The organism is Microbacterium sp. BLY (genome assembly GCF_017939615.1).
Taxonomy (GTDB): Bacteria; Actinomycetota; Actinomycetes; order Actinomycetales; family Microbacteriaceae; genus Microbacterium.
In genome coordinates, this window is sequence record NZ_JAGKSR010000001.1 from 1,627,537 (window position 1) to 1,651,860 (window position 24,324).

A 24,324-nucleotide genomic window follows, 5' to 3' on the forward strand; every position below is an offset into this window, starting at 1 on the left:
TCAGCCTACTGGTGCGGCGGGCACGGCCCCGAGCGACGCGGTCGAGGAGTCGCGGACCACCCCGATCGTCTCGATCGTGAGGGGCGCCGCGGTCGCCTCGCTGTACGAGAGCACGGGCAGACCGTCGGTCTGGGCGGAGATGAGGCGGCGCACGGCGGGGCGCAGCGACGGCGCACACACGAGCACCGGTTCGCCGCCGTCCGTCTGCGCCGCCACGGCCTGCTTCACCGAGGCGATCACCGCCTCCATCCGCGGCGGGTCGAAGACGATCTGCGACCCCTCGTCGCCGGGACGGAGGCTCTCCAGCATCGCCTGCTCCAGCAGCGGGGCGATCATGACCACCCGGAGGGTGCCGTTCTCGGCGAACCGGGCGGCGATCGCCGGCCCCAGGGCCGCGCGCGCCGCCTCGATCAGGCCCTCCGGGTCGGTCGACGTCTTGGCCCGCAGGGCGAGTGCCTCATAGATGCGGCCGAGGTCGTTGATCGGCACGCGCTCCGCGAGCAGCCCCTGCAGCACGCGCTGCACCTCGGCGAGGGACAGCAGCGCCGGCGTGAGCTCCTCCACCGCCGACGGGGACACCTGCTTGAGCGCGTCGGTGAGCTGACGCACGTCCTCCCGGCTGAGCAGACGGGCCGCATGCGTCTGGATCACGCTCGACAGGTGCGTGATGATGACGCTCGCCCTGTCGATCACCGTGGCACCGGCGAACTCGGCGCTGTGGCGCATCTCCATCGGGATCCACTTGCCCTCGAGCCCGAACACCGGGTCCGGCGCCGCGGTCCCCGGCAGGCTGTCGAGTCCCTGGCCGAGCGCGAGCACCGAACCGACGGGCGCGGTTCCCCGCCCGGTCTCCACGCCCGCGATGCGGATCACGTAGGTGGCCTGCGGCAGCTCGATGCTGTCCCGGGTGCGGACCGGCGGGGTGACGAGCCCGAGGTCGAGCGCGATCCGACGGCGCAGGGCCTTCACCCGGGCGAGCAGATCGTCGGGCCCGCCCGTCACCAGGTCGACGATGTCGGGAGCGAGGAGGATCTCCAGCGGATGCACCCGCATGCGCTCGATGAGCTCCTCCGGCTGGTCCACCGGTGCGGGGGCGGGCGCCTGGGCGGCTTCCGCCTCCTCCCGCTTGCGGGTCGCCGTGATGCGCTGGGCGATGAGGAGCAGCAGGGCGCCGATCGCGACGAACGGGAGCATCGGCATGTGCGGGATGAGCGACATGATGATCGCCGCGCACCCCGCGATGATCAGGGCGTTGCGCGACTGGCCGAGCTGCGCGGACGCCGCCGTGCCCATCTCGGCCTCGGCGGTGGAGCGGGTGACGATCATGCCGGTCGAGACCGCCATGAGCAGAGCGGGGATCTGGGTGACCAGGCCGTCGCCGATCGTGAGCAGGCTGTACGTGCTGACGGCCTGGTCGATGGCCATGCCGCGCTGCACGAGGCCGATCGCGATCCCGCCGATGAGGTTGATGATGATGATGACGAGCCCGGCGATCGCATCGCCCTTCACGAACTTCGAGGCGCCGTCCATCGCGCCGTAGAAGTCGGACTCGGCTGCCACCTCCGCCCGGCGCTCCCTGGCCTCGGTGTCGGAGATGAGCCCGGCGTTGAGGTCGGCGTCGATGGCCATCTGCTTGCCCGGCATGGCGTCGAGCGTGAACCGCGCGCCGACCTCGGCGACGCGCTCGGCGCCCTTGGTGACCACGACGAACTGGATGACCACGAGGATGAGGAAGACGACCGCGCCGATGATGAGCGAGCCGCCGACCGCGATCGCCCCGAACGCCTCGATGACCTGTCCCGCATACGCCTCGCCGAGGACGAGACGGGTGGAGGCGACGTTGAGGCCCAGCCGGAACAGCGTCGCCACGAGCAGCAGCGACGGGAACACCGAGAAGTCCAGCGGCTTCTTCACGAACATCGACGTGAGCAGGATCACCAGCGCGAACATGATGTTGAGGATGATCAGCACGTCGAGCAGGAACGGCGGCACCGGCACCACGAGCAGCATGATGATGCCGACGACGCCGATCGGCACGCCGAGGGTGGGGAGCAACTTCTTCATACGGTCCTCCGGTAGGGGAGCGAGTGGATGCCGCGGGCGGCGCCGCGACGCCGCAGCGCGTCGACGAACACGAGCACGCGCGCCACGGCGTTGTAGAGGTCTTCGGGGATCTCCTGGCCCAGCTCGCACGCGGCGTGCAGGGAGCGGGCCAGGGTGATGTCGCGCACGAGCGGGACACCGGACTCCAGCGCCTTCTCGCGGATGCGCTCGGCGACGACGCCGCTGCCCTTCGCCACCACGCGCGGCGCGGACGTGCCGGGGTCGTATTCGAGGGCGATGGCGATGTGCGTCGGGTTGACGACCACGACATCGGAGCCGGCGACCGCGGCGATCATCCGATTGCGGCTCACGGCGAGCTGCCGCGACCGGCGCTGCTGGCGGATCAGCGGATCGCCCTCGGAGTTCTTGTTCTCGTCGCGCACCTCGCGCTTGGTCATGCGGGTGTGCTTGCGGTTGCGTCGCATGACCACGAACAGGTCGATGGCCGCGAGGACCAGACCGACCGCGATGGCCGTCTGCAGGAGCGCGGCGGTGCCGTCGCCCGCCGTGCCGAGGAGCCGGGAGATCGAGTGGGCACCGCTGGCGGTCAGCACCGGCATGAGCCCGGCGATGACCACCCAGAGGGCGAGACCGATCGCGGCGGTCTTCAGCAGCGCCTTCGCCCCCTCCCAGAGCGCCTGCAGGCCGAACACCCGCCGCACCCCGGAGACGAGGTTGAACTGCTCGTAGCGGCCCGACAGCTTCCGGAGGTGCACGCCGCCCTGCACGACCGCGCCGGACAGCGTGACGATCGCGACCGCGGTGAGCATCGCCCCGAGGGTCGGGAGGACGGACGCGAGCCCGCGCCCGAGGGAGGCGAGCGCGGCCTCCGGCGACGGCGCCTGCATGAGCGAGGTGAGGGTGATCAGCTGCTCGGTGCCCGCGGCCGCGCCCGCGGCGATCGCCGCCGGCATCATCACCGCGGCCGCCCCGATGCCGAGCCACGCCGTCAGGTCCTGGCTGCGGGCGATGCGCCCCTTCTGCCGCGCCTCGCGGAGGTGCTTGTCGGTGGCCTTCTCGCTGCGCTCCCCGCTGTCCGCGCCGCTCACGGGCCCACCCCCTGCATCAGGCGGAAGGCCTGGGTGGCGAGCGCGTCGACGATGCCCGGGAACGCCACGTAGACGGCACCCGCGAGCAGGAGCGTCAGCAGGATCTTGACCGGGAAGCCCATCGCGAATGCGTTGAGCGCCGGGGCGACGCGGGTGATGAGCCCCAGGCCGACGTCGGCGAGGAAGAGCACGAGGACCAGCGGACCGGCGATCTGCACGGCCGCCAGCACCATCTGGGACACCCCGTCGACGAGCAGCTCGGCGGGCCCGGCCACGCGGAAGACGCCGTCGACCGGCACGGCGTCGAAGCTGCGCGCGAGCCCCGCGAGGATGAGCTGGTAGCCGCCGGAGGCGAAGAGCAGCGTCAGGGCGGTGAGGTGGAACAGCCGGGTGAACTGCGCGCCGTTCACCATCGCCGCCGGATCGAAGGCCTGCGCGAGCTGGAAGCCGCCGAAGACGTCGATGAGGCTGCCCGCCGCCTGCACGGCCGAGAAGCAGACCAGCACGAGGAACCCCAGCAGCGCGCCGGTGAGCAGCTGGATCACGAGTGCGCCGAGGAACGGGCCCGTGTCGAGGCTCTCGTATCCGGGCGCGACGGCCCCGCCCACCGCGAGCGCGAGCCCGATCGCGAGCATCGCCTTCACGCGCACCGGGATCGCGCCGTACGAGAACGGCGGGGCGATCATGATGAACGCCGTGATGCGCACGGCCGCGAGCAGGGTGGCCTCCAGCCACGCGAAGTCGATCGGGATGAACATGCGCTCATCCGCTCAGCAACGACGGGATGCGGGCGAACATCTCGTTCGTGAAGGCGATGATCTCGGCGATCATCCAGTTCCCCGCGATGAGCAGGGCGATGCCCACGGCGACGATCTTCGGCACGAACGACAGCGTCACCTCCTGCACCTGCGTGATGGACTGCAGCAGCGAGATCGCGAAACCCACCACGAGAGCCGTGATCAGCATCGGTGCGGCGAGCTTCGCGGCGATCAACAGACCCTGGGCGCCGATGTCGAGGACGGCTTCGGGACTCATCCCACACCTCCGTAGCTCTCCAGGAGCGCTGTGATGATGAGCCCCCAGCCGTCCACGAGGATGAACAGCAGGATCTTGAACGGCAGCGAGATCATGACCGGCGGGAGCATCATCATTCCCATCGACATCAGCGCGGCGGCGACGACGAGATCGATCACGAGGAACGGCACGAAGATCACGAAGCCGATGATGAAGGCGGCCCGCAGCTCCGAGATCATGAAGGCCGGGATGAGGGTGTACATCGGGACGCTCGCGGCGTCCTCCGGGTTGTCCTGCCCGGCCATGCGGGTCATCAGCGCGAGATCCTCCTCGCGCGTGTAGTGCAGCATCCACTCCCGCAGCGGCCCCTGCCCGACGTCGACGGCCTGCGTGAAGGTGAGCGCCCCGTCGATGTACGGCTGGACGGCGAGCGTGTTGATCTCCGTCAGCACCGGCCACATGATGAACAGCGACAGGAAGAGCGACAGCCCGGCGAGCACCTGGTTCGGCGGGATCGTGGGCAGCGACAGGGCGTTGCGGGTCATCGCGAGCACCACGAAGATCTTCGTGAACGACGTCATCATCAGCAGCAGCGCCGGCGCCACCGACAGCAGCGTGATGCCCAGCAGGGTGAGGATCGAGCCGGAGGGGCCGCCGTCGATCCCGTTGATGTCGATCGTCACGCCCTCGCCGTCGTCCGGAGCGACCTCCGCGTGGGCGGCCGGGGCGGTGAGCAGGGCGAGGAGCACGGCGAGGAGGATCGCGACCGCGACGAGGACGAGCAGCCGCGAGGCGCGACCGCGGTCGACGGCACGGGGCGCGGTCATCGCGCGCGCCGGAGGGCCTCGGCGGTCTGCCGCCAGGTGTCGGGGGAGAGGATGGAACCGCGGAGCGGGTCGGCGCGGTGCCGGACGCGGCGACGGAGCTCCGGGGCGGGGGCGTCGGCGGCCGGGCCGCCGGTGAGGGCGGAGGCGGCGAGGATGCGGTCGAACTCGGTGTCGCCCGTCGCCGGTGCGGTGTCGCCCGGCGGCGTCCCGTCCTCCGCGGGCTCCGACCGGACCGGAAGGCGGTCGACCACGCTGACGCCGTGCTCGGTCACCCCCAGCACGTAGCGCGCGTCGTCGGTCTGCACCACCACGAGCTGCGCCTTCGGGCCGATGCCCTGCCGTCCGAGCACCGTGATCGCCTCGGCGTCGCGACGCCGCGCCTGGGTCTTCGCGACCCGGCGCTGCAGGAACCAGAGCAGCCCGAGCACTGCGGCGAGCGACAGCCCGACCCGCAGCGCGAGCAGGAGGTCGTCCAGGGTCAGGCCTCGACGTTCTCGAGGATGCGGGTGATCCGCACCGCGTAGTCCTGATCGACGACGACGACCTCGCCGTGCGCGATCGTGCGGCCGTTGAGTTTCACATCGGCGGGGGCGCCGGCCGACCGGTCGAGCTCGACGATGCGGCCGGGCTCGAGGTCCAGCACGTCGCGGACCGCCATGCGGGTGCGTCCGATCTCCACCGTGAGCTCCATCTCGACGCCCGCGATGCGGTGCAGCCGCCCGTCGCCGCTCGACGGGCGTGCGGGACGATGGGTGATGCGGACGGCGAGCCGCCCGATCGTGCGCTCGGTGTGGTCCACGAGGTCGAAGAGCTGCGTCTGCGGATCGGCGAACACGGCCGAGGCGTCCCCGACCGCGGCCTCGCCGAGCAGGCCGGGACCGAGGGCGGTCGCGGCGGCCTCCAGCGCGTCGAGCAGGCGATCGGTGAGCGGGCGGTCGCCCAGGCCGTCGACGAGGACGTCGGCGTCGAGGAGCTGGACGGCCAGCTGCGCGCTCGCCTCGCCCACGAACTGCGCCACGACGGCCTCGCCGGTGTCGCCCGAGACCTGGGAGGCACGGGCGGTGACCGGGGCGGCGGTGGGCAGCCGGGCCGCGAAGGCGGCGGCGACGGCGGACTCGTAGGCGGTGGTGCTGATCACGCGGACTCCTGTGCGGGGGCGGTGGCGGGGACGGTGGCGGTCACGACGCAGGCGAGGCGGGCGCCGGCGCTGCCGACGGCGGCCGTCGCGACGGCCTGGTCGCCGACCGTGAGGAGCAGCGGACGGTCGGCGGCGTGCGGCAACGGCAGCAGGTCGCCCACGGCGAGGTCGAGCACCTCGCGGGGGAGCACCGTGCGGGGAGCCAGACGCAGCGCGACCTCGACCGGGGCGGCCTCCACCTGCCGACGGACGAGGCCCGGGGTCTCGGTGCGGTCGGCATCGGCGGCGCGCACCGCGAATCCGGCGAGCACGGAGGCGGGGAGCATGATGCTCGCCGGCACCGTGCGCCCCCCGTGCCGCATCGACAGGCGGGCCACGATCACGGGTTCACCGGCGGCGGCGACCTGCGCGAACTGGGAGCTGTACTGGATGCCGGCCACGGCGACCCCCGCGGGCAGCAGGCCGTCGAGACTGCCCGTCAGGTGGTCGATCGCGTCCGTGACCAGCGAGCGGATGAGGGCCTGCTCGATCGGGGTGAACGTGCGGTCCTCGGCCGTGGTCGCCGACCGGCCGCCCACCATCTGCACGATCCAGGACGTGGCGGTGGGGATCGGTACCTGCACGATCATGCGCTCGTCCGAATCCGGCAGCGCACAGACGATCATCGTTGTGGTCGTGGGCAGCGACTGCGCGTACTCGCCGTACGTCAGCATGCCCACGTGCTCGACGGCGATGGTGGCGCGCACGTGGATCTTGCCGGACAACTGCGCGGACCACTGGCGGGCGAACGTCTCGAACGCGAGCTCCAGCGTGCGGGCATGCTCGCGCGACAGCGTCGCCGCCCGTCCGAAGTCGTAGACCTCGACGTCGGCGGTCGCCGTCTCCGTGCGCACCCGGGAGCGCACGCCGTCATCCATCACCACGACCCCGACTATCGGGCGGTGACCGGCGTGCGTTAGAGGACGGTCAGGGCGAGGTCTGCGCCGCACCCGCCGCCGGGATCAGCGCTCGCACCTCCTCGCTCGCGTCGGAGAGGATGACGATGTCGACCCGGCGGTTCTCCGCGAGCTGCTCCGCGGTGCTCCCGGCGGCCACCGGACGGGTGTCGCCGAAGCCCACCGACTTGAGGTGCGCGGGCGGCAGGCCGGCAGACTCGACGAGGTAGCGCAGCACCTGCGTCGAGCGTCCGGCGGAGAGCTCCCAGTTGGTCGGGAACGGGGCGACCGAGCCGCGGGCATCGGCATGGCCCTCCACCGAGATCTCGTTCGGCGCGGTGACCAGGACCGATCCCAGCGCATCGAGCACCTGGGTCGCGGCGGGGCTGAGGGCGGTGCTGTTGGTAGTGAAGAAGGTCTCCGCGCTCACGAGCCCGATCGTCAGCCCCCGCTCATCGATCGTGAAGGTGACGTCGGTCTCCAGTCCCCGCTCCGCGAGGACCTGGCGGAGGCGCTCGCGCAGCGCCGAGAGCTCATCGAACTCCCGCTGCGCGGCCTCCAGCCCGGTGTCGGCGAAGTCCTCGCCCTCGTCGTCGACGAGCTCCGGCGGGACGACCACCCCGCTGGTCACGTCCACGTCGTCGGAGGGCTCCTGGCCGAACCCGGTGGCCAGCGACGCGCTCAGCGCCTCGAACTTCTCCTGGTCCACGGTCGACATCGCGAAGAGGACGATGAACATGCACATCAGCACCGTGACCATGTCGAGGTACGACGCCATCCAGCGCTCATCGGGCCCGCTGTGCTCGGACTCCGGGACGCGCCGTCGGGTGCGGACGCTCACGAGAAGAGGTCCTCGTGATCCTCCGTCTCCGCGGGCTGCTCGCGGCGACGGGAGCGGCGGCCCCCGGAACGGTCGGAGACGAGGGCGCTGAGACGCTCGCGGACGTGGGCGGGAGCGGCACCGGACTGGACGGCGAGCATGCCCTCCATGAGCACCGTCATGCGCTCCAGCTCCAGCTCGCCCAGACGCTGCAGGCGGCCGCCGATCGGCAGCCAGATGAAGTTCGCCGACAGCAGGCCCCACAGGGTGGCGACGAAGGCGGCGGCGATCATCGGTCCGAGCGTGTCCGGCTTGTCGAGCTTCTCCAGAACGTGGGTGAGGGAGACGACCGTGCCGATGATGCCGACGGTGGGGGCGAACCCGCCGAGGGTCATGTAGAAGCGCGAGGCCGTGCGGTTGCGGGCGGCGGTCGACGTCAGCTCGTCCTCGAGCAGCACCCGCAGGTCTTCCGCGTCGGTGCCGTCGGCGATGCTCTGCAGGGCCTGCCGCAGGAACGGGTCCTTCTCCTCGTCCAGTCCCTGCTCCAGCGCGAGCAGGCCCTCGGCGCGGGCCTTCTCCGCGTAGCCGACGACCGTGTCGATGGTGCTCTGCGCGGTGCGGCGCTCGCCGCGGAACGCGCGGGGGAGGGACTTCACGGCGTGCAGGGCGTCGCGCAGGGTGCCGCTGGCGAGACCGACCGCGATCGTCGCACCGAACACGAGCACCATCGGCGCGGGGAGGAGCAGCGAACCGATCGTCGCGCCCTCCAGATTGATCATGGCGACCAGAGCGCCGAACGCGAGGACGAGACCGAGGATGAGGGACGGATCCATCAGACATCCCCTCCCGTCACAGGGGCGCCGGACGGCGCGCCGTCGATGTCGCCGTCGGCGGCGATCAGCGCGGCGGCCGTCGCGAGGACTCCGGCGCGGAACCGGGTGATGCGGGCGATCACGTCGTCCATCGTCTCCGTGACGACGAAGGTCGCGCCGTCGACCATCATGATCGTCGTGTCCGGCGTGGCCTGGACACGTTCGATCAGGTCGGGGTTCACCGCGAACCGGGAACGGTTCAGGCGCGTGAGGACGATCATGGGCTCCATCCTGGAAAGCTCGCCCCGCCCGGAGGCGAGGAACCGACGGCCCGTCCTGGGCTGTCGGAGGGGACTGTCGGCCGGACGCCGCGCGGCGTTAGCGCGGGGGCGGGACCGGGCGGGATCTTTCTCACGACGGGCGCGTCGCCGCCGATAGGGAGCAGGGGCGGGGGACGATGAGCAGCGGGCGAAGGGAGCCTTGTGCGGGATCGGAACGTGGAGGAGGCCGCCGCGACGGCGGCCGAGGAGTGCGGGTGCGCGCCGACGGCGGCCGAGCGGGGTGCCCTGTGGGGCCGCCCGGTGAGCCGGCGCAGCGCGTTCGGCATCGGCGCACTGGGCGTGGTCGCGCTCGCCGCGTTCGGCGTCGGTTCGGGCGTCACGGCCGCGCACGCCGCGTCGTACCCCAGCTGGGACGACGTGCAGCGCGCCAAGAACAACGAAGCCGCGAAGGCCGGCGAGGTCACCCGCATCCAGGGGCTCATCCAGTCGCTGGAGCAGAAGGTCGCCGACACGCAGGCGGCGGCACAGGTCGCGTCGGACGAGTTCTACGCCGCCCAGCAGGCCTACTTCGCGGCGATCACCGAGGCGGAGACGCTGCAGGCGCAGGCCGATGAGCAGTCCGCGCTCGCGGAGCAGACGGCGAAGAAGGCCGGTCAGATCGCGGCGCAGCTGTATCGGAGCGGCGGCGACGACACCGCGCTGGAGCTGTTCTTCGCCGGGTCGGGGGCCAACGCCGACGAGCTGCTGTCGCGCCTCGGCACGATGAACAAGTTCCTCGAGTACAACCAGACCACGTACGACAACGCCGTCTCGGCCCGCGACACCGCGCAGGCGCTCACCGCCCAGGCGCAGGTCGCCCGGGACGAGCGCGACCGCCTGCAGCAGGTCGCGGAGCAGAAGATGATCGCGGCGCAGCAGGCGGCGGACGCCGCCCAGGCAGCGCTCGACGAGCAGGCCGCGAACCTCGAGACCCTCAAGGCACAGCTGGCGGCCCTCAAGGACACCACGACGAAGACGGTCGCCGGATACCAGGCCGGCGTCGAGGCCCGGAAGCGGGAAGAGGAAGCCCGCCGCAAGCGCGAGGCGGCCGCGGCCGCCGCGGCGGCAGCCGCCGCCGGTCGCGGGAACAGCGGCGGCGGCGGTGGCGGCGGCGGATCGGCGGGCAACGGCGGCTGGGTGCGCCCGCACGGCGGTGCGCGCAGTTCGAGCTACGGTCCGCGCACTCCCATCTGCGGCCCCCAGGGCTGCTCGTCGAGCTTCCACTACGGGGCGGACCTCGCCAACGGCTGCGGCGCCCCCATCTACGCCGCGAACTCCGGCACCGTCGACTACGCGGGGCCGAACGGGAACTACGGCAACTACATCCGCATCCAGCACGGCGGCGGCGTCAGCACCGGATACGCCCACATCAAGCCCGGCGGCATCAACGTCCGCAGCGGACAGTGGGTGCGCTCCGGTCAGGTCATCGCCTATGCGGGGGACACCGGTCGCTCGTTCGGCTGCCACCTGCACTTCGAGGTCTACATCAACGGCGGGTACACGAACCCTGTCCGCTTCATGGAGCAGCGCGGCATCTACGTCTGACCCGCCCCGCCGCCCCGCGTTGTCGCCGACGCCCCGCCGTATCCGTGTGGAGAGGGCGGGGCGTCGGCGCGAAGACGGGGTCTCGGGAAGGGGTCAGCGCTTGAGGTTCGTGAGCTCCTGCAGCACCTCGTCGCTCGTGGTGATGATGCGGGCGTTCGCCTGGAAGCCGCGCTGCGCGACGATGAGGTTGGTGAACTCCTGCGAGAGGTCGACGTTCGACATCTCCAGGGCGCCGCTGATGATGCCGCCGAGGCCGCTCGTACCGGGCTGACCGAGCTCGGCCTCGCCCGAGTTGCCGCTCGGACGGAACTGCGACGAGCCGACCTTCTCCAGCCCGCCGGGGTTGACGAAGCCGGCGAGCGCGATGCGGGCGAGCACCTGCGTGTCGCCGTTGCTGAAGGTGCCGACGAGGCTGCCGTCGTTCGTCAGCGCGTACGAGCTCAGGGTGCCCGCCGGCTTGCCGTTCTGCTCCTTGATCGCGATGTCGCTGACATCGGCGAAGCCCGTCACCCCGGACAGGTCGACCGTGACGCCGCCCGAGACGATGCTCCCGGCGCCGTTCTGCACGCCGTCGGTGAACGTCAGTGCGGTGCTCGCGCCCGCGCCGTCGGTGACGTCCCAGCCGGTCGCGCTGCGCGTGAACGTCAGCCGCAGGGTGGACGCGGAGCCGTCGGCGCCGTAGGTCTTGATGTCGCGCACGAGCGTCTCGCCGACCGCGGCCCCCGACGGCAGGTTGCCGGTGGCGCGCGCGGTGGTGGTGGCGGCCGCGGGGCTGAGGGCGCCGACGGGGAGGGTGATGTCGCCGATGCCCTGTCCGGGGACGATCGCGCCGTTGCGCGCGGTCCAGCCCTGCACGAGAGCGCCGCCCGCTCCGACGAGGCGGCCGCTCGCGTCGAACGTGAAGCCGCCGTTGCGGGTGTAGAGGGTCTCTCCGCCGGAGCGGACGACGAAGAAGCCGTCGCCCGAGATCATCAGGTCGGTCGGAACACCGGTCGGCTGCGGGGCGCCGCCGGCGAAGTTCGTGCTGATGCCGGCGACCTGCACGCCGAGCCCGACCTGGGCGGGGTTCTGCCCGCCGGTCGCCTGCTGCGGCAGCATCGAGTTGCGCAGCAGCTGCGAGAGCGAGTCCTGGAACTGCACGGACGACGCCTTGAAGCCGGTCGTGTTGACGTTGGCGATGTTGTTGCCCGTGACGTCGAGCATGGTCTGGTGCGAGCGGAGTCCGGAGATGCCGGAGAAGAGCGAGCGGAGCATGGGGATGCCTTTCTGGGGAGCGGGGTCAGGCAGCGGTGCCGGGGACGAGGGAGACGCCGGAGACGGCGTCGAGGGGGATCGAGGCGTCGCCGATGGTGACGACGGGGACGGCTCCGGCGTACGAGACGGCGGTGACGATCCCCTTCCGGGTGGTGCCGTCGGCGTCGACGTACTGCGCCTCCTGGCCGAGGAGGGCCGCGGCGGTCTGGCGCATGCTGAGGGCGAAGCTCTCGGTGCTCGTGGAGGCGAGCGCCGTCAGCTGCTCCATGGAGGCCAATTGCGTGGTCTGCGAGATCATCTCGTTCGTGTTCATCGGCGAGCTCGGGTCCTGATTGGTGAGCTGGGTGACGAGCAGCTTGAGGAACACCTCGGAGTCGAGCGTCTTCTTGCGCTCGGTCGCCGGCGTCGTGCTGCCGGTCTGCACGCCCGTCGTCGGTGTGGCACCGGGGGGAAGCGTGCCGGGGATGGAGTCGACCGTGGTCATGGGGTCCTCTCTGGTCAGGCGTAGACGTCGATGCCGCCGCGGGGGGCTGCGAGCGGGGCGGGCGGGGAGGGGGGAGCGTCCGGGGGCGCCGGTGAGGCCGCCGGGGTACGGGCCGCCGGGTGCCGCTGGGCCTCGGGGCCGCCGCCCCCGGTCTGGCCTCCGTGCGCCGCTCCGTGCTGCGGCGAGGAGGGCGAGCCGTCCGAGGTCGTGAGTCCGAGGGTCGCCTGCGGGGCCGCGATGGCCAGGTCGCGGCGGAGATCTGCGAGGATGGCGCGCAGCGCGTCCCGCCCGAGCTCGCCGGGGGCGTGCAGTTCGATGCGGATCGAGGATCCGGCGATGAGGGCGCGCACGGTGACGGGACCCAGGTTCTCCGGGGAGACCGTGAGCGTGATGCGGTGGTCGCCGTCCGGGGCCTGGGCGAGCGAGACGACGGGCGCCGCCACCTGCGGAAGGAGAGCCGGTCGGGGCGGTGCGGCGACCGCGGTCGGCGGGGCTGCGGGGGCGAGGGGCGTGCCCGCCGCCGGGCTGGGGGCTGCGATGGCGCCCGCGGCGACCGGCTCGACGCTCGGCGCGGCCCCGGGCGAGGACGTCACCGCGGGAGGCGTCGGGGGTGTGGCCGCTCCGGAGGCGGTGGTCGTCGCCTCCGCGGTCGCCGGGGCGACGGTCACCGGGTCGGGTGCCGGGGCGGTCGCCGGGACCGGGAGGAGCAGGCCGTCCGCCGCGGCGCCCGGTGCGCTCTCCGCGCCGGCGAGCGCACCGGCCGCGGACCCTCCGGAGGGCGCACCGGCCGGCAGGCCCGCGCCGCTGCGCACGGAATCCGGAGACGGGGCCGCTGGCGGCGCGGAACTCGGGAGAGGGGCAGGCGCGGGCGCGGCGTGCGCGCCGGCAGGCGTCGCCTCGGGCATCAGGGGTGCGGCGGCGTCCGGGGCCGGGGCCGAGGAGAGGGTGCTCCCGGGTGCCCCGAGGGGCGCATCCTGTCCGGCAACGGACGGGAGGAATGCCCCCGCGGCCGCCGGAGTGCTCTCCGTCGACGCGGGAGGCGCGTCCGGCAGCGCCGCCGCGTCCTCGACGACCGGAGTGGGAGCCCCGGGCAGCGTGCCCGCAGTCGGCGGCGGCACGGGAAGCCCCAGCGGTGCGGCGGCCCCGTCGGTCGGGACCCCGGCCGCGGGATCGCCGTCGGTCCCGGGGGCCGGGGCCGTGTCCGCGCCGGCGGATGCGTCAGGACCGGCGGGCGTCGTCTCCCGTGCCGCATCCCGGACGGCCGCGGCGAACGCGGCCGCGCCGGCCGTGCCGGTGCGCGCGTCCGCGGCGGAAGCACGCGGCCCGCGCGCATCCAGAGCGAGGAGGAGGTCGAGGGCGGTCATGCCGGTCCCTCCGTCCGGGGGCGTGAGCCGATCTCGTCCAGCTCCGCCTGCTCGGCGTGCAGGTCGGCGGCCCGCACCCGGTCGGCATGGCCCTCCGCGAGTCGTTCGAGGCCGCGGAGCGTGCGCCGGGCGTCGGCGTGCGCGTCGCGCGCCTCCGCCACGGTCTCCTGCTGCAGGTCGGCGAGGGCGGTGAGATCCGCGAGCAGGGCGCGACCGGAGACCCGCGCGGCCGCGAGCGCGGCGAGCGTGCGCACGTCCACGGCCTCCGTCTCGGTTCCGGCGAGGTGCGCCCGCAGCGCGCGCTCCCTGGCCTCGGTGTGCTGCGCGTCGATCACCGCGCGCGACAGGCGCTGGGCGGCCGCACGTTCCTGGATCTCCCGCACGCGCAGGAGACCGGCGAGGGAGAAGCCTCTGCTCATGACACCCCTTCGAACGCGGCGACCAGGCTCTCCAGCCGCTCCCAGGAGTCGCCGATGCGGCTCGTCTCGTCCAGCGGCTGCGTGAGGAAGGCGGTGATGGCGCGCTCGTGCGCGATGGCCGCGTCGATGCGCGCGTCGGCCCCGGCGTGGTACGCGCCGATGTCGATGAGGTCGGTGGCGCGGCGGCGGGCCGCGAGCACCGCACGGAGGGTGGCGGCGTGTGCCCGGTGCTCCGGGCTCGTGATCTTCCCCGCGACGCGGGACACCGATCCGAGGACGTCGATGGCGGGGTGGTGCCCGGCGAGCGCGAGGGCGCGGTCGAGCACCACGTGCCCGTCGAGGATGGAGCGGACCGTGTCGGCGATGGGCTCGTTGTGGTCGTCGCCGTCGACGAGCACGGTGTAGATGCCGGTGATGGAGCCGGCGCGGTCGGTGCCCGCGCGCTCCAGCAGCCCGGCGAGGAGGGAGAAGGTGGAGGGCGGGTAGCCGCGTGTCGCCGGGGGTTCGCCGGCCGAGAGCCCGATCTCGCGCTGGGCCATCGCGACCCTGGTCAGCGAGTCCATCATGAGGATCGCGTGGGCGCCCTCGTCGCGGAAGGCCTCCGCGATGCGGGTGGCGGTGAAGGCGGCGCGGATGCGGGCCATCGCCGGCTGGTCGGAGGTCGAGACGATGACGACGGATCGCGCGAGTCCCTCAGGCCCCAGGTCGTCCTCGATGAACTCGCGCACCTCGCGGCCGCGCTCGCCGACGAGGGCGATGACGGTCACCTCGGCCTCGGTGCCGCGGGCGATCATCGACAGGAGCGACGACTTCCCCACCCCGGAGCCGGCGAACAGGCCGACGCGCTGCCCGCGTCCGACGCTGACGAGGGTGTCCAGAGCGCGCACGCCGAGGGGCAGCGGGGTGACGATGCGGTCGCGTTCCATGATCGACGGCGTCGCGTGGTCGAGGCTCACGTGCGGCGCCGTCAGCGGGCCCTTGCCGTCGATGGGCCGTCCGAGACCGTCCAGCACCCGACCGAGCAGGGCACGCCCGGTGGGGACGCGCACGGGGCCCCCGCGTCCGCGGACCGGTGCGCCGACGGTGAGTCCGGCGACGGGGGCCAGCGGCATGCAGCGCAGCCCATCCTCACCCGTCGCGACGACCTCGGCGTCGATGCCGTCGAGGGTGACGACGTCGCCCACGGCCCCGTCGAGTCCGCGGACCTGGACGCTCAGTCCGCGCACCTGCGACACCTCTCCGACGCGTTCGGGGAGCGCGGCCGCACGTACGGCGGTCCACACGCTCACGACGCGTTCTCCCGCAGGGCGCGGCGGGCGCGGTCGAGCGCCGCGCCGACCCGGGCATCGATGACGCCGTGGGCGAGCACGGCCACGGCGTCGCCGCGGGTGAGCGTCACGTCGGACAGGAGGGGGAGCGCGCCGTCGCCGTCACCGTTCTCCGCGGCGAGGACGCGGAGATCGTCGGGGTGCACCCGGATCGCGCGCACGGCGGCGGCATCGGTCGCGCTGAGGGCGCGGCGGGCGGCGGGGGCCGCGGACGACCCCGCAGTGCTCAGCTCGGCCGCGAGGATGAGCTCCGCGAGGTCGATCGCGTGGGCGAGCACCTGCGTCGTCGCGGCGGCCTCCAGCTCCGCCTCTCGGGCGGTCAGCGACCGCGCCGCGGCATCGAGGGCGGCGATCGCGGCGGCGACGTCCGCGGCGCGCACACGCTCCCGCTCCGTCGCGGCGGCTTCGGCGGAGCGTCGCGCGGCGGCGGCCTCCGCGGCGCCGGCCCGGAAGCCCTCGGCGTGCCCCTCGGCGTACCCGCGGCGGCGGGCGCGCTCCTGCTCGGCCCGGTGGTCGGGACCGCCCAGCCGGGGGAACGCCGCGGGCGCGAAGGCGTCAGTAGACATACTCGTCCTCGTCGGCGCGCTGCACGGTGATGTCTCCCGCCGCCTCGAGCGCCCGGATCGTGCGGACGATCTCGGCCCGCGCCTCTTCCACCTGCGACACCCGCACCGGGCCCAGCGTGCGGGCCTCCTCGTCGAGGTTCTCGCGGTTGCGCTCCGACACGTTGCGGCGGATCAGGTCGACGATCGGCTGCTGGGCGCCCTTGAGCGCGAGCGCCAGGGAGCGGATGTCCATGCCCCGCAGCACGCGCTGGGTGTCGCGGTCGTCGAGCTTCACGATGTCGGCGAAGGTGAACATGCGCGAGCGGATGTCCTCCGCGAGGGCGCTGTCGCGGTCCTCGATGCTCGCGAGCAGGGCCTTCTCGATCGTCGCGCCCGAGCGGCCGATGATCTCCACGAGCGGTTCGACGCCGCCGAGCACCTCGGGGCTGTCGCGCGAGGCGAGACTGCCGGTCCGCGCTTTCAGAGCCTCGGCGACGATCGCGATGGCGTCCTGCGAGGCCGTGCCCATCGTGGCGATGGCCTGGGCGACGTCGGTGCGGGCCGGGTCGGGCAGCGCGGCGAGGACGGCGGCGGCCTGATCGGCGGGGAGGTGGGCGAGCACGAGGGCGACCGTCTGCGGCAGCTCCCCGTCGAGGAGCGTCGCGAGGTGGGCCGCGTCGGCGGAGGCGAGGAATTCGAAGGAGGCGCTCATCGAGCTCGACCCGACCCGGCCGAGCACCGCGGCCGCCCGCTCCGATCCGAACGAGGCCTCCAGCAGCCCGGCGGCGATGTCGCGACCGCCGCGGGCCGGGGGAAGGTGACCGGCGGCGATCCGGTGGAACTGCCCGAGGGCCTGCGCGGTCGTCTCGACATCGAGGTCCTGCAGGCCGATGATCTCGGCGGCGACCGCCTCGGCCTCCGCCTCCGAGAGGTGCTTCATGACCTCGACGGCCTGCGCACGGTCGAGGTTCATGAGCACGATGGCGGCGGTCTGCCGGTCCGTCAGTCCGCTCATGCGTGCGACCTGTCGTCGATGAGGGTGCGCAGCAGCTCGGCGGTGCGCTGCGGGTCCTGCCGGGTGAGCGCGTCGATCTCGGCGCGGCGGCGCTCGAGGCTGATCTGGGCGGGCTCCGGCTCCGGGTCGGGGTCGAGGTCCGGCGCCGTCTCGAGGAAGGCGAGCGGGGTGGTCGGTGCCTCCAGGACGGCGGTCGGCGCGTCCGCGGAGAGCGCGGACAGCTCGGCGGGACGCTCGCCGAAGAGCTGGTCGAACTCCTCGACGCGTTCCGCCTTCCGCCGGGAACGGACGATGAGGGCGGCGATCGCGGCGATGAGGGGGATGGCGATCGCGGCCGCGACGATGATCGTGTTCAGGAGCGCGGCCTGACGCGCGGAGTCCTCGGCCTCCTTGGCCGCCTGCAGGGCGGCCTGCGCGGCCTCGGCGTCGGTCTGGCTGAACGCGACGAGCTCGACGGCGAGCTCGTCGCCGCGGGTGCGGTCGATGCCGGCGGCGGTGGCCACGAGGTCGCTGAGCTGGCCCGCGCCGATGTCGCCGCCCGCTCCCGCGTCCACCGCGACGGACACGGACTGCCGCAGCAGGGTGCCGGCGGGGGTCGAGGTGCTCTCGGTGGCCTTGTTGACGGCGTTGGTGCGGGTCTCCTCGGTGGCGGTGTAGGTGCCGTCGCCGTTCCCGTTGGGCACGGCGATGTTGTCGGGGCCGAGCACGCCGGCGTCGGAGGTGGAGCCGTTGCTGTTCTGCTCGCGCACCTCCTCGGTCAGCGGGGGTGCGCCCTCGGCGGGCGTGTAGGTCTCCTCGACGCGCTCGTTCACCGACCGGTCGATCTCCGCGACGACGGTGACGGTCGCGTTGCCGGGTCCGACGACGGTGTCGAGCATCTGCTGCACGCTCGCGGCGACGCGGGCCTCGTAGTCGCCGGCCTGCTGGTCGAGTCCGCCGGTGGCGCCGCCGCCGACCGTGGACAGCGTCCGTCCGGTCTGGTCCACGACGGCCACGTTCTCCGGCTTCATGCCGCTCACGGCGGCCGAGGTGAGGTGCACGATGGCCTCGACCTGCTTCTGGTCGAGCGTCGTGCTCCCCGCGGTCTCCACGAACACGGAGGCGGTCGGGTCGACGGTCTCCGCGACGAAGACGCTCTCCTCGGGGATCGCGAGCTGCACGGAGGCCGCGGAGACGCCGTCGATGGCGCTGATCGTCGCGGCGAGCTCGCCTTCGATCGCGCGCTTGTAGGTGACCGACTGCTGGAACTCGCTCGTCGTGACGCCCATGTCGTCGAGCAGCGAGTAGCCGGCCGATCCGGCACTGGGCAGTCCGGCGGAGGCGGCGGCGAGCCGCTGGTCGTACACGTCCTTCTCGGGCACCAGCACGGTGGCGCCGCCGTCGGCGAGCTCGTACGGCACGGAGGCGGAGCGCAGCTGCTCCACCACGGCGTTCGCGTCCGACGCGTTCAGCCCGGAGAACAGCGGCGTGTAGGTGGGGCGGCTGAGCCAGCTGGACAGGGCGATGATGCCGAGCGCGAGCACGGCGATGCCGATGACGGCGATGGTGCGCTGCGCGAGCGAGAACCCGGCGATCATGCGCCGCATCCGCTGGAACGCCCCGGTCACTGCGGGAGGCATCAGGCCTGCATCCGCATGATCTCGTTGAACGCGTCGACGCCCTTGTTGCGGACGGCGGCGACGAGTTCGAGGGTGACGGCGGCGCGCGAGGAGGCGATCATCGCGGCGTGGATGTCGTCGAGGTCGCCGGTCACGGCGGCGACCTTCAGGGTGTCGGACTCGGACTGCAGCGAGCGCAGCTCGTCGATCGCGCCGGTGACGCTGTTCGCGAAGGCGGCGTCGTCGCCGGTCTTCGCCCCCGTCACGGGTGAGGTGGTCATGCCGAGGGACGAGGCGACGGCTTCGATGCCGGCGACGGCGCTCACGCGTTGCGTCCGATCTGCAGCGCCGCCTCGTAGGAGGTGCGGGCGCGGTCCACGGTCGCCGCGCTCGCCTGGTATCCGCGCTGCGCGAGGATCAGCTGGCTCATCTGGTCTCCGAGGTCGATGTCGGGGTAGCGCACGTAGCCGTCGGCGTCGGCGAGGGGGTGGTCGGGCTGGTGCACGAGACGGCCCTCCGCGTCGCCCTGGACGGTTCCGGCGACGTAGACCCCGGGGGATCGGTCGCTGGTCTGTGCCAGGATGTAGCGGGCCCGGAACGCCGCGCCGTCGGTCGGTGTCGCCGTGTTGATGTTGGCGATGTTGTCACTGATGGCGTCGAGCCACTTGCGGTGCACGGTGAGTCCCGTACCGGCGATGCCGATCGCGTCGAAGGTCATGAGGTCCTCATCGCCGTGCGCATCGACGAGAACGAGCCGTTCACGGCCTGTGTCGCGAACTGGTACCGCAGCATCGTGTCGATGCTGGAGAGCGTCTCGGTGTCGAGGTTGACGTTGTTGCCGTTCAGGCGGGTCGGTTCGAGCGAGGTCCCGACGGTGGCCGTCACGTCCCCGTCGCCGGCGGCGATCGAGTCGGCGAGTGCGGCCTCGAACTGCACGCGCTTGGCGTGGTAGTCGGGGGTGTTGATGTTGGCGATGTTGTCGGCGATCGCTCGCTGGCGCAGCGAGAGCCCGTTCAGCGCACTCGTCAGCGCGGTGATGGTCACAGAATCGAACACGAAACGGCTCCCCGTGTGTGGGTGAAGTGGCCGTTCCCTGGCCGAGTCTTGCGAGCGATCCGTGCTCTCGGGGCACTGTCGGCCGGCCCGGTGGTTTCGTTAGGGGAGTCGCTCAACCGTCCACGTCGAGGAACGCGGGGGCGTCAGGGGTGCGGGGCGCCGGGATCCGGCGGACCGCGCCGAGGTGTCGCCGCAGCCCCTCGAGCTCGGAGCGGGCGCGCGTCATGGCCTCGTGCTGCCGGTCGATCACGGCGCGGGCCCGGGCGGCCAGGTGCGCGGGCAGCGGGGTGGGCGGCGGGGCCCACGGCACGATGTCGTGCACCTCGACCGCGCCCGGGGGCGCTGCGAGGATCCGGTCGGCGTCCGCTTCCAGGCGGTCCAGCAGCGCGCTCCAGTCGTCGTCGGTCACGCGCGGCCCTCCGCGACGGCCAGGGCGGCGGCGTGCCACGCGTCGCGCAGCGGCACGACGAGCTCCCGGCAGGCGCGGGTGCGCTCGGGGTCGCGGCCGATGTTGGCCCCGATCAGGGTCTGGGTGAGGAAGACGTAGAGGGAGCGCAGCCCGGCGCTGCCGTTCCAGTCGTCGGTGAGGGACGACGACAGCTCGGTGACGATGGCCTGCGCGTGCTGGAGCTGGGCGTTGGCCTCGCCCCAGTCGGCTGCCCGCTGCGCGGTCTCGGCGCGTTCGATGTCGAGCAGAAGGCGGTCGTAGAGCATCGTCACCAGGCGCTCCGGCGGGGCGGAGAGGATGGCGTCCTCGCGGTAGCGCTGCTGGGCGCGCAGGGCGGCGTTCATGCTCATGAGTCCCCCGAACGGCTGCTGGGCAGGGCGCTGATCTGCGACGCGAGGTACGAGGACTGCGACTGCATCTGCGACAGCATCACCTCGAGGCGGGCGTAGGTGCGCTCCAGGGAGGCCTTGCGCTGGGCGAGGCGCACGTCCCAGCGCTCCATCTGCTCGCCGAGGCTCTTGACCTCGCTCTCCTGCCCGGTGATCCGCGAGGTCAGCAGGCCCTCGTACTTGTCCGAGTACGACGTCGCCGTCTCCTCGATGCGGCTGGCGACCGCGGAGAAGAGGCTGCCCACGGCCGCCGGGTCCTTCGCGAGCGCCTCGGCGAACTTCTCCTCGTCGAAGGTGAGCTTGCCGTACATGTCGGTCGAGATGCCGATCGTGGAGGGCGAGACGCCGTCCACGGGGTACTGGACGGCGTCGGCGAGGGCCGTGCGCAGACTGCGGATGGTGCTGTCTCCGGTGAACACACCGAGCGTCGTCTTCTCGCCCTGTCCCGTGGCGACCGTGGCCTTCGAGCCGTTGTCGATGCGGGTGAGGATGTCGGTGAGGAGGGCGATGAACTCGCCGGAGGCCGCGGTCCTGGCCTCGCCGTCCACGGCGACGGTGACGGTGACGGGCGTGGCCGATACGGCGGAGACCGTGACGTCGACGCCGTCGAAGAGATCGGTGAAGGTGTTGCCAGACGAGGTGATCACCTGTTCGGCGGCAGTGCCGGCCCAGAGGCGCAGCTGGGCGTCGGTGCCCGTCGCGATGACGGCGGCGCCGGGCTCCGCTGACACGTCCGCGGCGGTGCCGGCGGCGACCGCGGCGAGGTCGCCGCTGTACACGCGGAACCGTCCGGCCTCGCCGGACTCCTCGGCCCGGAGCTGCAGGCGGTAGACGGGAGTGCCGTCGGCGGCCGTGCCGGCGGGGACGGCGGTGGCGAGGATGCCGGTGTCGGCGTCGTTGATGGCCTGGGCGATGTCCTGCATCGAGGTCGAGTCGGCCTGCACCTCGATGCGCTCGCCCGCGGCGTCCTCGAGCACCAGGACGGGCGGGTCCGCGGGCCAGCGGGACGCGGCGGCGGAGACGACGGTGTGCGCCTGGGCGAGACGGTCGACGACGATGTCGGTCGACACGGGGGCGGCGCCGGTGCGCAGCGCGACCTTCACCGATTCGGAGGACGAGGTGCCGGTGAAGCGGTCCAGACCGCCGGGCGCTGCGGCCTTCTCGGCGGCGGCGGCGAGGTTCTGCACGGCCGTGTTGAGGGTGCGCAGCTGCGTCATGATGACGTTCTTGTCGTCGATCTTGGCCTTGAGCAGCGTGCGGGGGATGGCGTGCACGTCCATGAGCGCCTTGATGACCTCGGTGGTCTTGAGCCCCGAGACGAGGCCGTCGAGCGAGAGCGACATGCGGCTTCCCTTCTGTGTGCGGCGGGGCCCGGGCGATGGCCGAAGCCGTCACCCGGACCCCCGGAGTGATTCCGTGCGGCGGCGCGGATCAGCGCAGCAGCTGGAGCACGCCCTGGTTGGCCTGGTTGGCCTGGGCCAGCATGGCCGTTCCCGCCTGCGACAGGATGTTCGCGGACGTGAACTTGACCATCTCGGACGCCATGTCGGTGTCGCGGATACGGCTCTCGGCGGCGGCGAGGTTCTCCGCCGACACGTTGAGGCTGTTGATGGTCGACTCGAAGCGGTTCTGCAGCGCACCGTAACCGGCGCGTGCGGTCGAGACCGCCTGGATCTCGGTGTCGATGTCGGCGAGTGCGGCGCCATACGTCGCCGCGTTCGTCATCGTCGCCGCGTAGCCCTTGATGTCCGCGCCGAGGTCGGCGAAGTCGGTCAGGGCGACCGAGATCTGGTCCTCGGCGGCGACCGCGCCCGCACCCACCTGGAACGTCAGCGTCGTGCCGCCCGAGAGCAGCTTGATGCCGTTGAAGTTCGTGCTCTCGGCGATCCGGGTGAGCTCGTCACCGAGGGTGTTGATCTCCTTCTGGATCGCGTCGCGCGACTTCGCGTTGTTCGAGTCGTTCGCACCCTGAGCGGTCAGGTCGCGGACGCGCTGCAGGATGGAGTGGACCTCGGTCAGGGCGCCTTCTGCGGTCTGGATGACCGAGATGCCGTCCTGGGCGTTGCGGGCCGCGACGTTCAGGCCGTTGACCTGCGAGCGCAGGCCCTCGGAGATCGCGAGGCCGGCAGCGTCGTCCGCTGCGCGGTTGATGCGCAGGCCGCTCGAGAGCTTCTCGAGCGACTTCGACAGGTCGTTCTGCGTGCTGGACAGGTTGCGGTAGGCGTTGAGCGCCGACACGTTGGTGTTGATCTGCATACCCATGAGGGTTTCCTCCGTGATGTGTTGTACAGGAGACCGTCCGTGGTCTCCTGCTCTCACCTATCGGCGGAGGGCGGGGGTGCGTTAGGCGGGCGCGGCGGCGCGGAACACATCGCCGATCCGGGCGCCGGCGGCTTCCGCGATGCGGCCGAAGTAGGCGTCCCGCGCCGCGGGTGACACCCGCGTGGTGGTGGGCGCGGGCACGGCGCCGTCGGCGAAGTACCGGTCGAGGGCGTCGCGGAGCAGGCGCACCGCCTCAGAGCGCTGCTGGGAGACGGCCGAATGGGTGACGCCGAGCTCCTCGGCGATCTCCTTCACCGGACGCTCCTCGAAGTAGACGGCCACGATGATGCGGCGCATGCGCTCCGGGAGAGCGGTGATGGCGTGCTCCAGCACCTCCCGCCGTTCGCCGACCAGTGCGGACTCCTCCGGGAGGGGGATGTCGGCGACGAGTTCGCGGGTCGCAGGGTCGTCGAGGGTCGACACCGTGCGGGCGGCGTCGGCGAGGGCCTCGACCACGGCCTCCTTGGGGGAGCCCATCGCGGTGGCGACCTCGGTGGCCGTGGCCGTGCGTCCGAGCGCGGCGGTGAGAGTGTCGCGGACGGCGACGGTCTCCTTGATGCGTTTGCGGATGCCCCGCGAGGCCCAGTCCATCGCGCGCATCTCGTCGGCGAACGCGCCGAGGATGCGACGCCGGGCGTAGGCGCCGAAGGGGACGCCGAGCGCGGGGTCGTACGCGTCGGCGGCGGTCACGAGGGCGAGCGCGCCGACGGCGGCGAGCTCTTCGCGGGGGATGTGGGTTGCCCGAGCATGGGTGTCCGCGGCGAGATAGCCGACCAGGGGGAGGTTGGCCTCGACGAGGCGGTTGCGCTCAGCGCGCGACGACATGGGGGATGATCCACCTCTCTGGATGCACTCCGGAAGCTCCATGACGAGAGGTAGATGGCCATATCACAAGGTCCGAGATATGTCCATGGGGAGAACTACCCACCGCCGCTCCACATAGTAACCTTAGGGGCGCGGTGGCCGATAGAGATTAATGAACCGTTAACAGGCGGGTCGATCACACCGGCGTTGGGGCGGGGGATCGCTGGGGGAACAAGGGGATCATGGGAGCCAACGAACTATCGATGCAGCTCTGGCGAGAGCGCGAGCTGCTCGAGATGCTGCTTTTCAAACTCGATGAGCAGCAACTGCTGCTCGCCGCCGGACGTTCGCAATGGATACAGTTTGCGGCACGCGAGATCGATCAGGTACTCGATCGTCTCCGCTCCGCGGGACTGGCCAGGACCGTCGAGGTCGCCGGCGTCGCCGAGGAGTGGGGGGCGCCGGAGGACGCGACCATCTCGCAGCTCATCGAGCACGCGCCGGACGGCGCCTGGGGCGACGTCTTCTCCGACCACATGCGCGCCCTCGTGCGGCTGACCGCGGAGGTCGAGCAGATGCGCGACTCCACCGCGGAGCAGCTCAGCGGGGTCCTCCGCGCCACGCAGGAGACCATCGCCGCGCTCGGCCAGGAGAGCGGCGAATACACCACGCGCGGCGACCGTGCCCGCGAGGACGCCGCCCGCATCATCGACACCGAGATGTGACCGAGAGGGG

General features: G+C 72.4%; 29 protein-coding genes. 2 read left to right on the plus strand and 27 right to left on the minus strand.

What is annotated here, in order from left to right; all coding sequences use genetic code 11:
* The 11 genes from KAF39_RS08105 to KAF39_RS08155 are packed head-to-tail and all read right to left on the minus strand — an operon-like array spanning nt 1 to nt 8,979.
* Nucleotides 1–2,064, minus strand: coding sequence for a flagellar biosynthesis protein FlhA (locus tag KAF39_RS08105; RefSeq protein WP_210676795.1), 2,064 nt, complete (start codon nt 2,062–2,064; stop codon nt 1–3).
* Nucleotides 2,061–3,152 carry a flagellar biosynthesis protein FlhB gene (locus tag KAF39_RS08110; RefSeq protein WP_210676796.1) on the minus strand — a complete coding sequence of 364 codons (1,092 nt, stop codon included), beginning with the start codon at nt 3,150–3,152 and terminating at the stop codon, nt 2,061–2,063. The genes KAF39_RS08105 and KAF39_RS08110 overlap by 4 nt, the downstream gene beginning before the upstream one ends.
* Nucleotides 3,149–3,910, minus strand: a complete 762-nt coding sequence (locus tag KAF39_RS08115) for a flagellar biosynthetic protein FliR (RefSeq protein WP_210676797.1) — start codon at nt 3,908–3,910, stop codon at nt 3,149–3,151. The genes KAF39_RS08110 and KAF39_RS08115 overlap by 4 nt, the downstream gene beginning before the upstream one ends.
* A gap of 4 nt (nt 3,911–3,914) precedes the next feature.
* Nucleotides 3,915–4,187, minus strand: coding sequence for a flagellar biosynthesis protein FliQ (fliQ, locus tag KAF39_RS08120; protein WP_025104366.1), 273 nt, complete (start codon nt 4,185–4,187; stop codon nt 3,915–3,917).
* Entirely contained in the window at nt 4,184–4,993 is an 810-nt protein-coding gene (gene fliP, locus KAF39_RS08125; protein ID WP_210676798.1) for a flagellar type III secretion system pore protein FliP, read from the minus strand. Before fliP ends, fliQ begins: the two co-directional genes overlap by 4 nt.
* Nucleotides 4,990–5,421: a flagellar biosynthetic protein FliO gene (locus KAF39_RS08130; RefSeq protein ID WP_307805134.1), complete on the minus strand. Its 432-nt coding sequence runs from the start codon at nt 5,419–5,421 to the stop codon at nt 4,990–4,992. The genes fliP and KAF39_RS08130 overlap by 4 nt, the downstream gene beginning before the upstream one ends.
* 50 nt (nt 5,422–5,471) lie before the next feature.
* On the minus strand, nt 5,472–6,131 hold the full coding sequence (fliN, locus tag KAF39_RS08135) for a flagellar motor switch protein FliN (RefSeq protein WP_210676799.1): 660 nt from the start codon (nt 6,129–6,131) through the stop codon (nt 5,472–5,474).
* On the minus strand, nt 6,128–7,048 hold the full coding sequence (locus KAF39_RS08140) for a flagellar motor switch protein FliM (protein WP_246878549.1): 921 nt from the start codon (nt 7,046–7,048) through the stop codon (nt 6,128–6,130). The genes fliN and KAF39_RS08140 overlap by 4 nt, the downstream gene beginning before the upstream one ends.
* A gap of 49 nt (nt 7,049–7,097) precedes the next feature.
* Complete coding sequence (locus tag KAF39_RS08145) at nt 7,098–7,907, minus strand: flagellar motor protein MotB (RefSeq protein ID WP_210676801.1); 810 nt, start codon at nt 7,905–7,907, stop codon at nt 7,098–7,100.
* Entirely contained in the window at nt 7,904–8,719 is an 816-nt protein-coding gene (locus KAF39_RS08150) for a motility protein A (protein WP_210676802.1), read from the minus strand. The genes KAF39_RS08145 and KAF39_RS08150 overlap by 4 nt, the downstream gene beginning before the upstream one ends.
* Nucleotides 8,719–8,979: a flagellar FlbD family protein gene (locus KAF39_RS08155; protein WP_210676803.1), complete on the minus strand. Its 261-nt coding sequence runs from the start codon at nt 8,977–8,979 to the stop codon at nt 8,719–8,721. The genes KAF39_RS08150 and KAF39_RS08155 overlap by 1 nt, the downstream gene beginning before the upstream one ends.
* A gap of 216 nt (nt 8,980–9,195) precedes the next feature.
* On the opposite strand from KAF39_RS08155, the gene KAF39_RS08160 reads away from it, so the two are divergent.
* Nucleotides 9,196–10,563, plus strand: coding sequence for a M23 family metallopeptidase (locus KAF39_RS08160; protein WP_307805135.1), 1,368 nt, complete (start codon nt 9,196–9,198; stop codon nt 10,561–10,563).
* Nucleotides 10,564–10,656: 93 nt separating this feature from the next.
* Here the strand turns inward: KAF39_RS08160 and KAF39_RS08165 are convergent, their stop codons facing one another.
* The 16 genes from KAF39_RS08165 to KAF39_RS08240 all read right to left on the minus strand — a co-directional run bounded on the left by KAF39_RS08165 (nt 10,657) and on the right by KAF39_RS08240 (nt 23,610).
* Nucleotides 10,657–11,817 (minus strand): flagellar hook protein FlgE, encoded by a 1,161-nt coding sequence (locus KAF39_RS08165; RefSeq protein WP_210676805.1) that lies wholly within the window; start codon nt 11,815–11,817, stop codon nt 10,657–10,659.
* Between the two features lie 25 nt (nt 11,818–11,842).
* Nucleotides 11,843–12,301, minus strand: coding sequence for a flagellar hook assembly protein FlgD (locus KAF39_RS08170; protein WP_210676806.1), 459 nt, complete (start codon nt 12,299–12,301; stop codon nt 11,843–11,845).
* Nucleotides 12,302–12,315: 14 nt separating this feature from the next.
* On the minus strand, nt 12,316–13,665 hold the full coding sequence (locus KAF39_RS08175; protein WP_210676807.1) for a flagellar hook-length control protein FliK: 1,350 nt from the start codon (nt 13,663–13,665) through the stop codon (nt 12,316–12,318).
* Nucleotides 13,662–14,084, minus strand: a complete 423-nt coding sequence (locus KAF39_RS08180) for a hypothetical protein (RefSeq protein ID WP_210676808.1) — start codon at nt 14,082–14,084, stop codon at nt 13,662–13,664. Before KAF39_RS08180 ends, KAF39_RS08175 begins: the two co-directional genes overlap by 4 nt.
* Nucleotides 14,081–15,373, minus strand: a complete 1,293-nt coding sequence (locus KAF39_RS08185; RefSeq protein ID WP_210676809.1) for a FliI/YscN family ATPase — start codon at nt 15,371–15,373, stop codon at nt 14,081–14,083. The genes KAF39_RS08180 and KAF39_RS08185 overlap by 4 nt, the downstream gene beginning before the upstream one ends.
* Nucleotides 15,370–15,978, minus strand: a complete 609-nt coding sequence (locus KAF39_RS08190) for a FliH/SctL family protein (protein WP_210676810.1) — start codon at nt 15,976–15,978, stop codon at nt 15,370–15,372. Before KAF39_RS08190 ends, KAF39_RS08185 begins: the two co-directional genes overlap by 4 nt.
* Nucleotides 15,968–16,972 (minus strand): flagellar motor switch protein FliG, encoded by a 1,005-nt coding sequence (gene fliG / locus KAF39_RS08195; protein ID WP_210676811.1) that lies wholly within the window; start codon nt 16,970–16,972, stop codon nt 15,968–15,970. Before fliG ends, KAF39_RS08190 begins: the two co-directional genes overlap by 11 nt.
* Nucleotides 16,969–18,591, minus strand: coding sequence for a flagellar basal-body MS-ring/collar protein FliF (gene fliF / locus KAF39_RS08200; RefSeq protein ID WP_210676812.1), 1,623 nt, complete (start codon nt 18,589–18,591; stop codon nt 16,969–16,971). The genes fliG and fliF overlap by 4 nt, the downstream gene beginning before the upstream one ends.
* On the minus strand, nt 18,591–18,851 hold the full coding sequence (gene fliE / locus KAF39_RS08205) for a flagellar hook-basal body complex protein FliE (protein ID WP_210677993.1): 261 nt from the start codon (nt 18,849–18,851) through the stop codon (nt 18,591–18,593). Before fliE ends, fliF begins: the two co-directional genes overlap by 1 nt.
* A 41-nt stretch (nt 18,852–18,892) precedes the next feature.
* On the minus strand, nt 18,893–19,288 hold the full coding sequence (locus KAF39_RS08210; RefSeq protein ID WP_210676813.1) for a flagellar basal body rod protein FlgC: 396 nt from the start codon (nt 19,286–19,288) through the stop codon (nt 18,893–18,895).
* A complete protein-coding gene (gene flgB / locus KAF39_RS08215; RefSeq protein WP_210676814.1) occupies nt 19,285–19,626 on the minus strand; it encodes a flagellar basal body rod protein FlgB in 342 nt (113 codons plus the stop codon). Before flgB ends, KAF39_RS08210 begins: the two co-directional genes overlap by 4 nt.
* 112 nt (nt 19,627–19,738) lie before the next feature.
* Nucleotides 19,739–20,035 carry a hypothetical protein gene (locus KAF39_RS08220; protein ID WP_210676815.1) on the minus strand — a complete coding sequence of 99 codons (297 nt, stop codon included), beginning with the start codon at nt 20,033–20,035 and terminating at the stop codon, nt 19,739–19,741.
* Nucleotides 20,032–20,424 (minus strand): flagellar export chaperone FliS, encoded by a 393-nt coding sequence (gene fliS, locus KAF39_RS08225; RefSeq protein ID WP_246878259.1) that lies wholly within the window; start codon nt 20,422–20,424, stop codon nt 20,032–20,034. Before fliS ends, KAF39_RS08220 begins: the two co-directional genes overlap by 4 nt.
* The gene (gene fliD, locus KAF39_RS08230) at nt 20,421–21,806 is read right to left on the minus strand and encodes a flagellar filament capping protein FliD (protein WP_210676816.1); all 1,386 of its coding nucleotides are present in this window, start codon (nt 21,804–21,806) and stop codon (nt 20,421–20,423) included. The genes fliS and fliD overlap by 4 nt, the downstream gene beginning before the upstream one ends.
* Before the next feature lie 88 nt (nt 21,807–21,894).
* Nucleotides 21,895–22,725: a flagellin gene (locus KAF39_RS08235; protein ID WP_210676817.1), complete on the minus strand. Its 831-nt coding sequence runs from the start codon at nt 22,723–22,725 to the stop codon at nt 21,895–21,897.
* A gap of 81 nt (nt 22,726–22,806) precedes the next feature.
* On the minus strand, nt 22,807–23,610 hold the full coding sequence (locus tag KAF39_RS08240; RefSeq protein WP_210676818.1) for a sigma-70 family RNA polymerase sigma factor: 804 nt from the start codon (nt 23,608–23,610) through the stop codon (nt 22,807–22,809).
* Between the two features lie 221 nt (nt 23,611–23,831).
* Between KAF39_RS08240 and flgN the strand changes: the two genes are divergently transcribed.
* On the plus strand, nt 23,832–24,314 hold the full coding sequence (gene flgN, locus KAF39_RS08245; protein ID WP_210676819.1) for a flagellar export chaperone FlgN: 483 nt from the start codon (nt 23,832–23,834) through the stop codon (nt 24,312–24,314).
* The last annotated feature ends 10 nt before the right edge of the window (nt 24,315–24,324 follow it).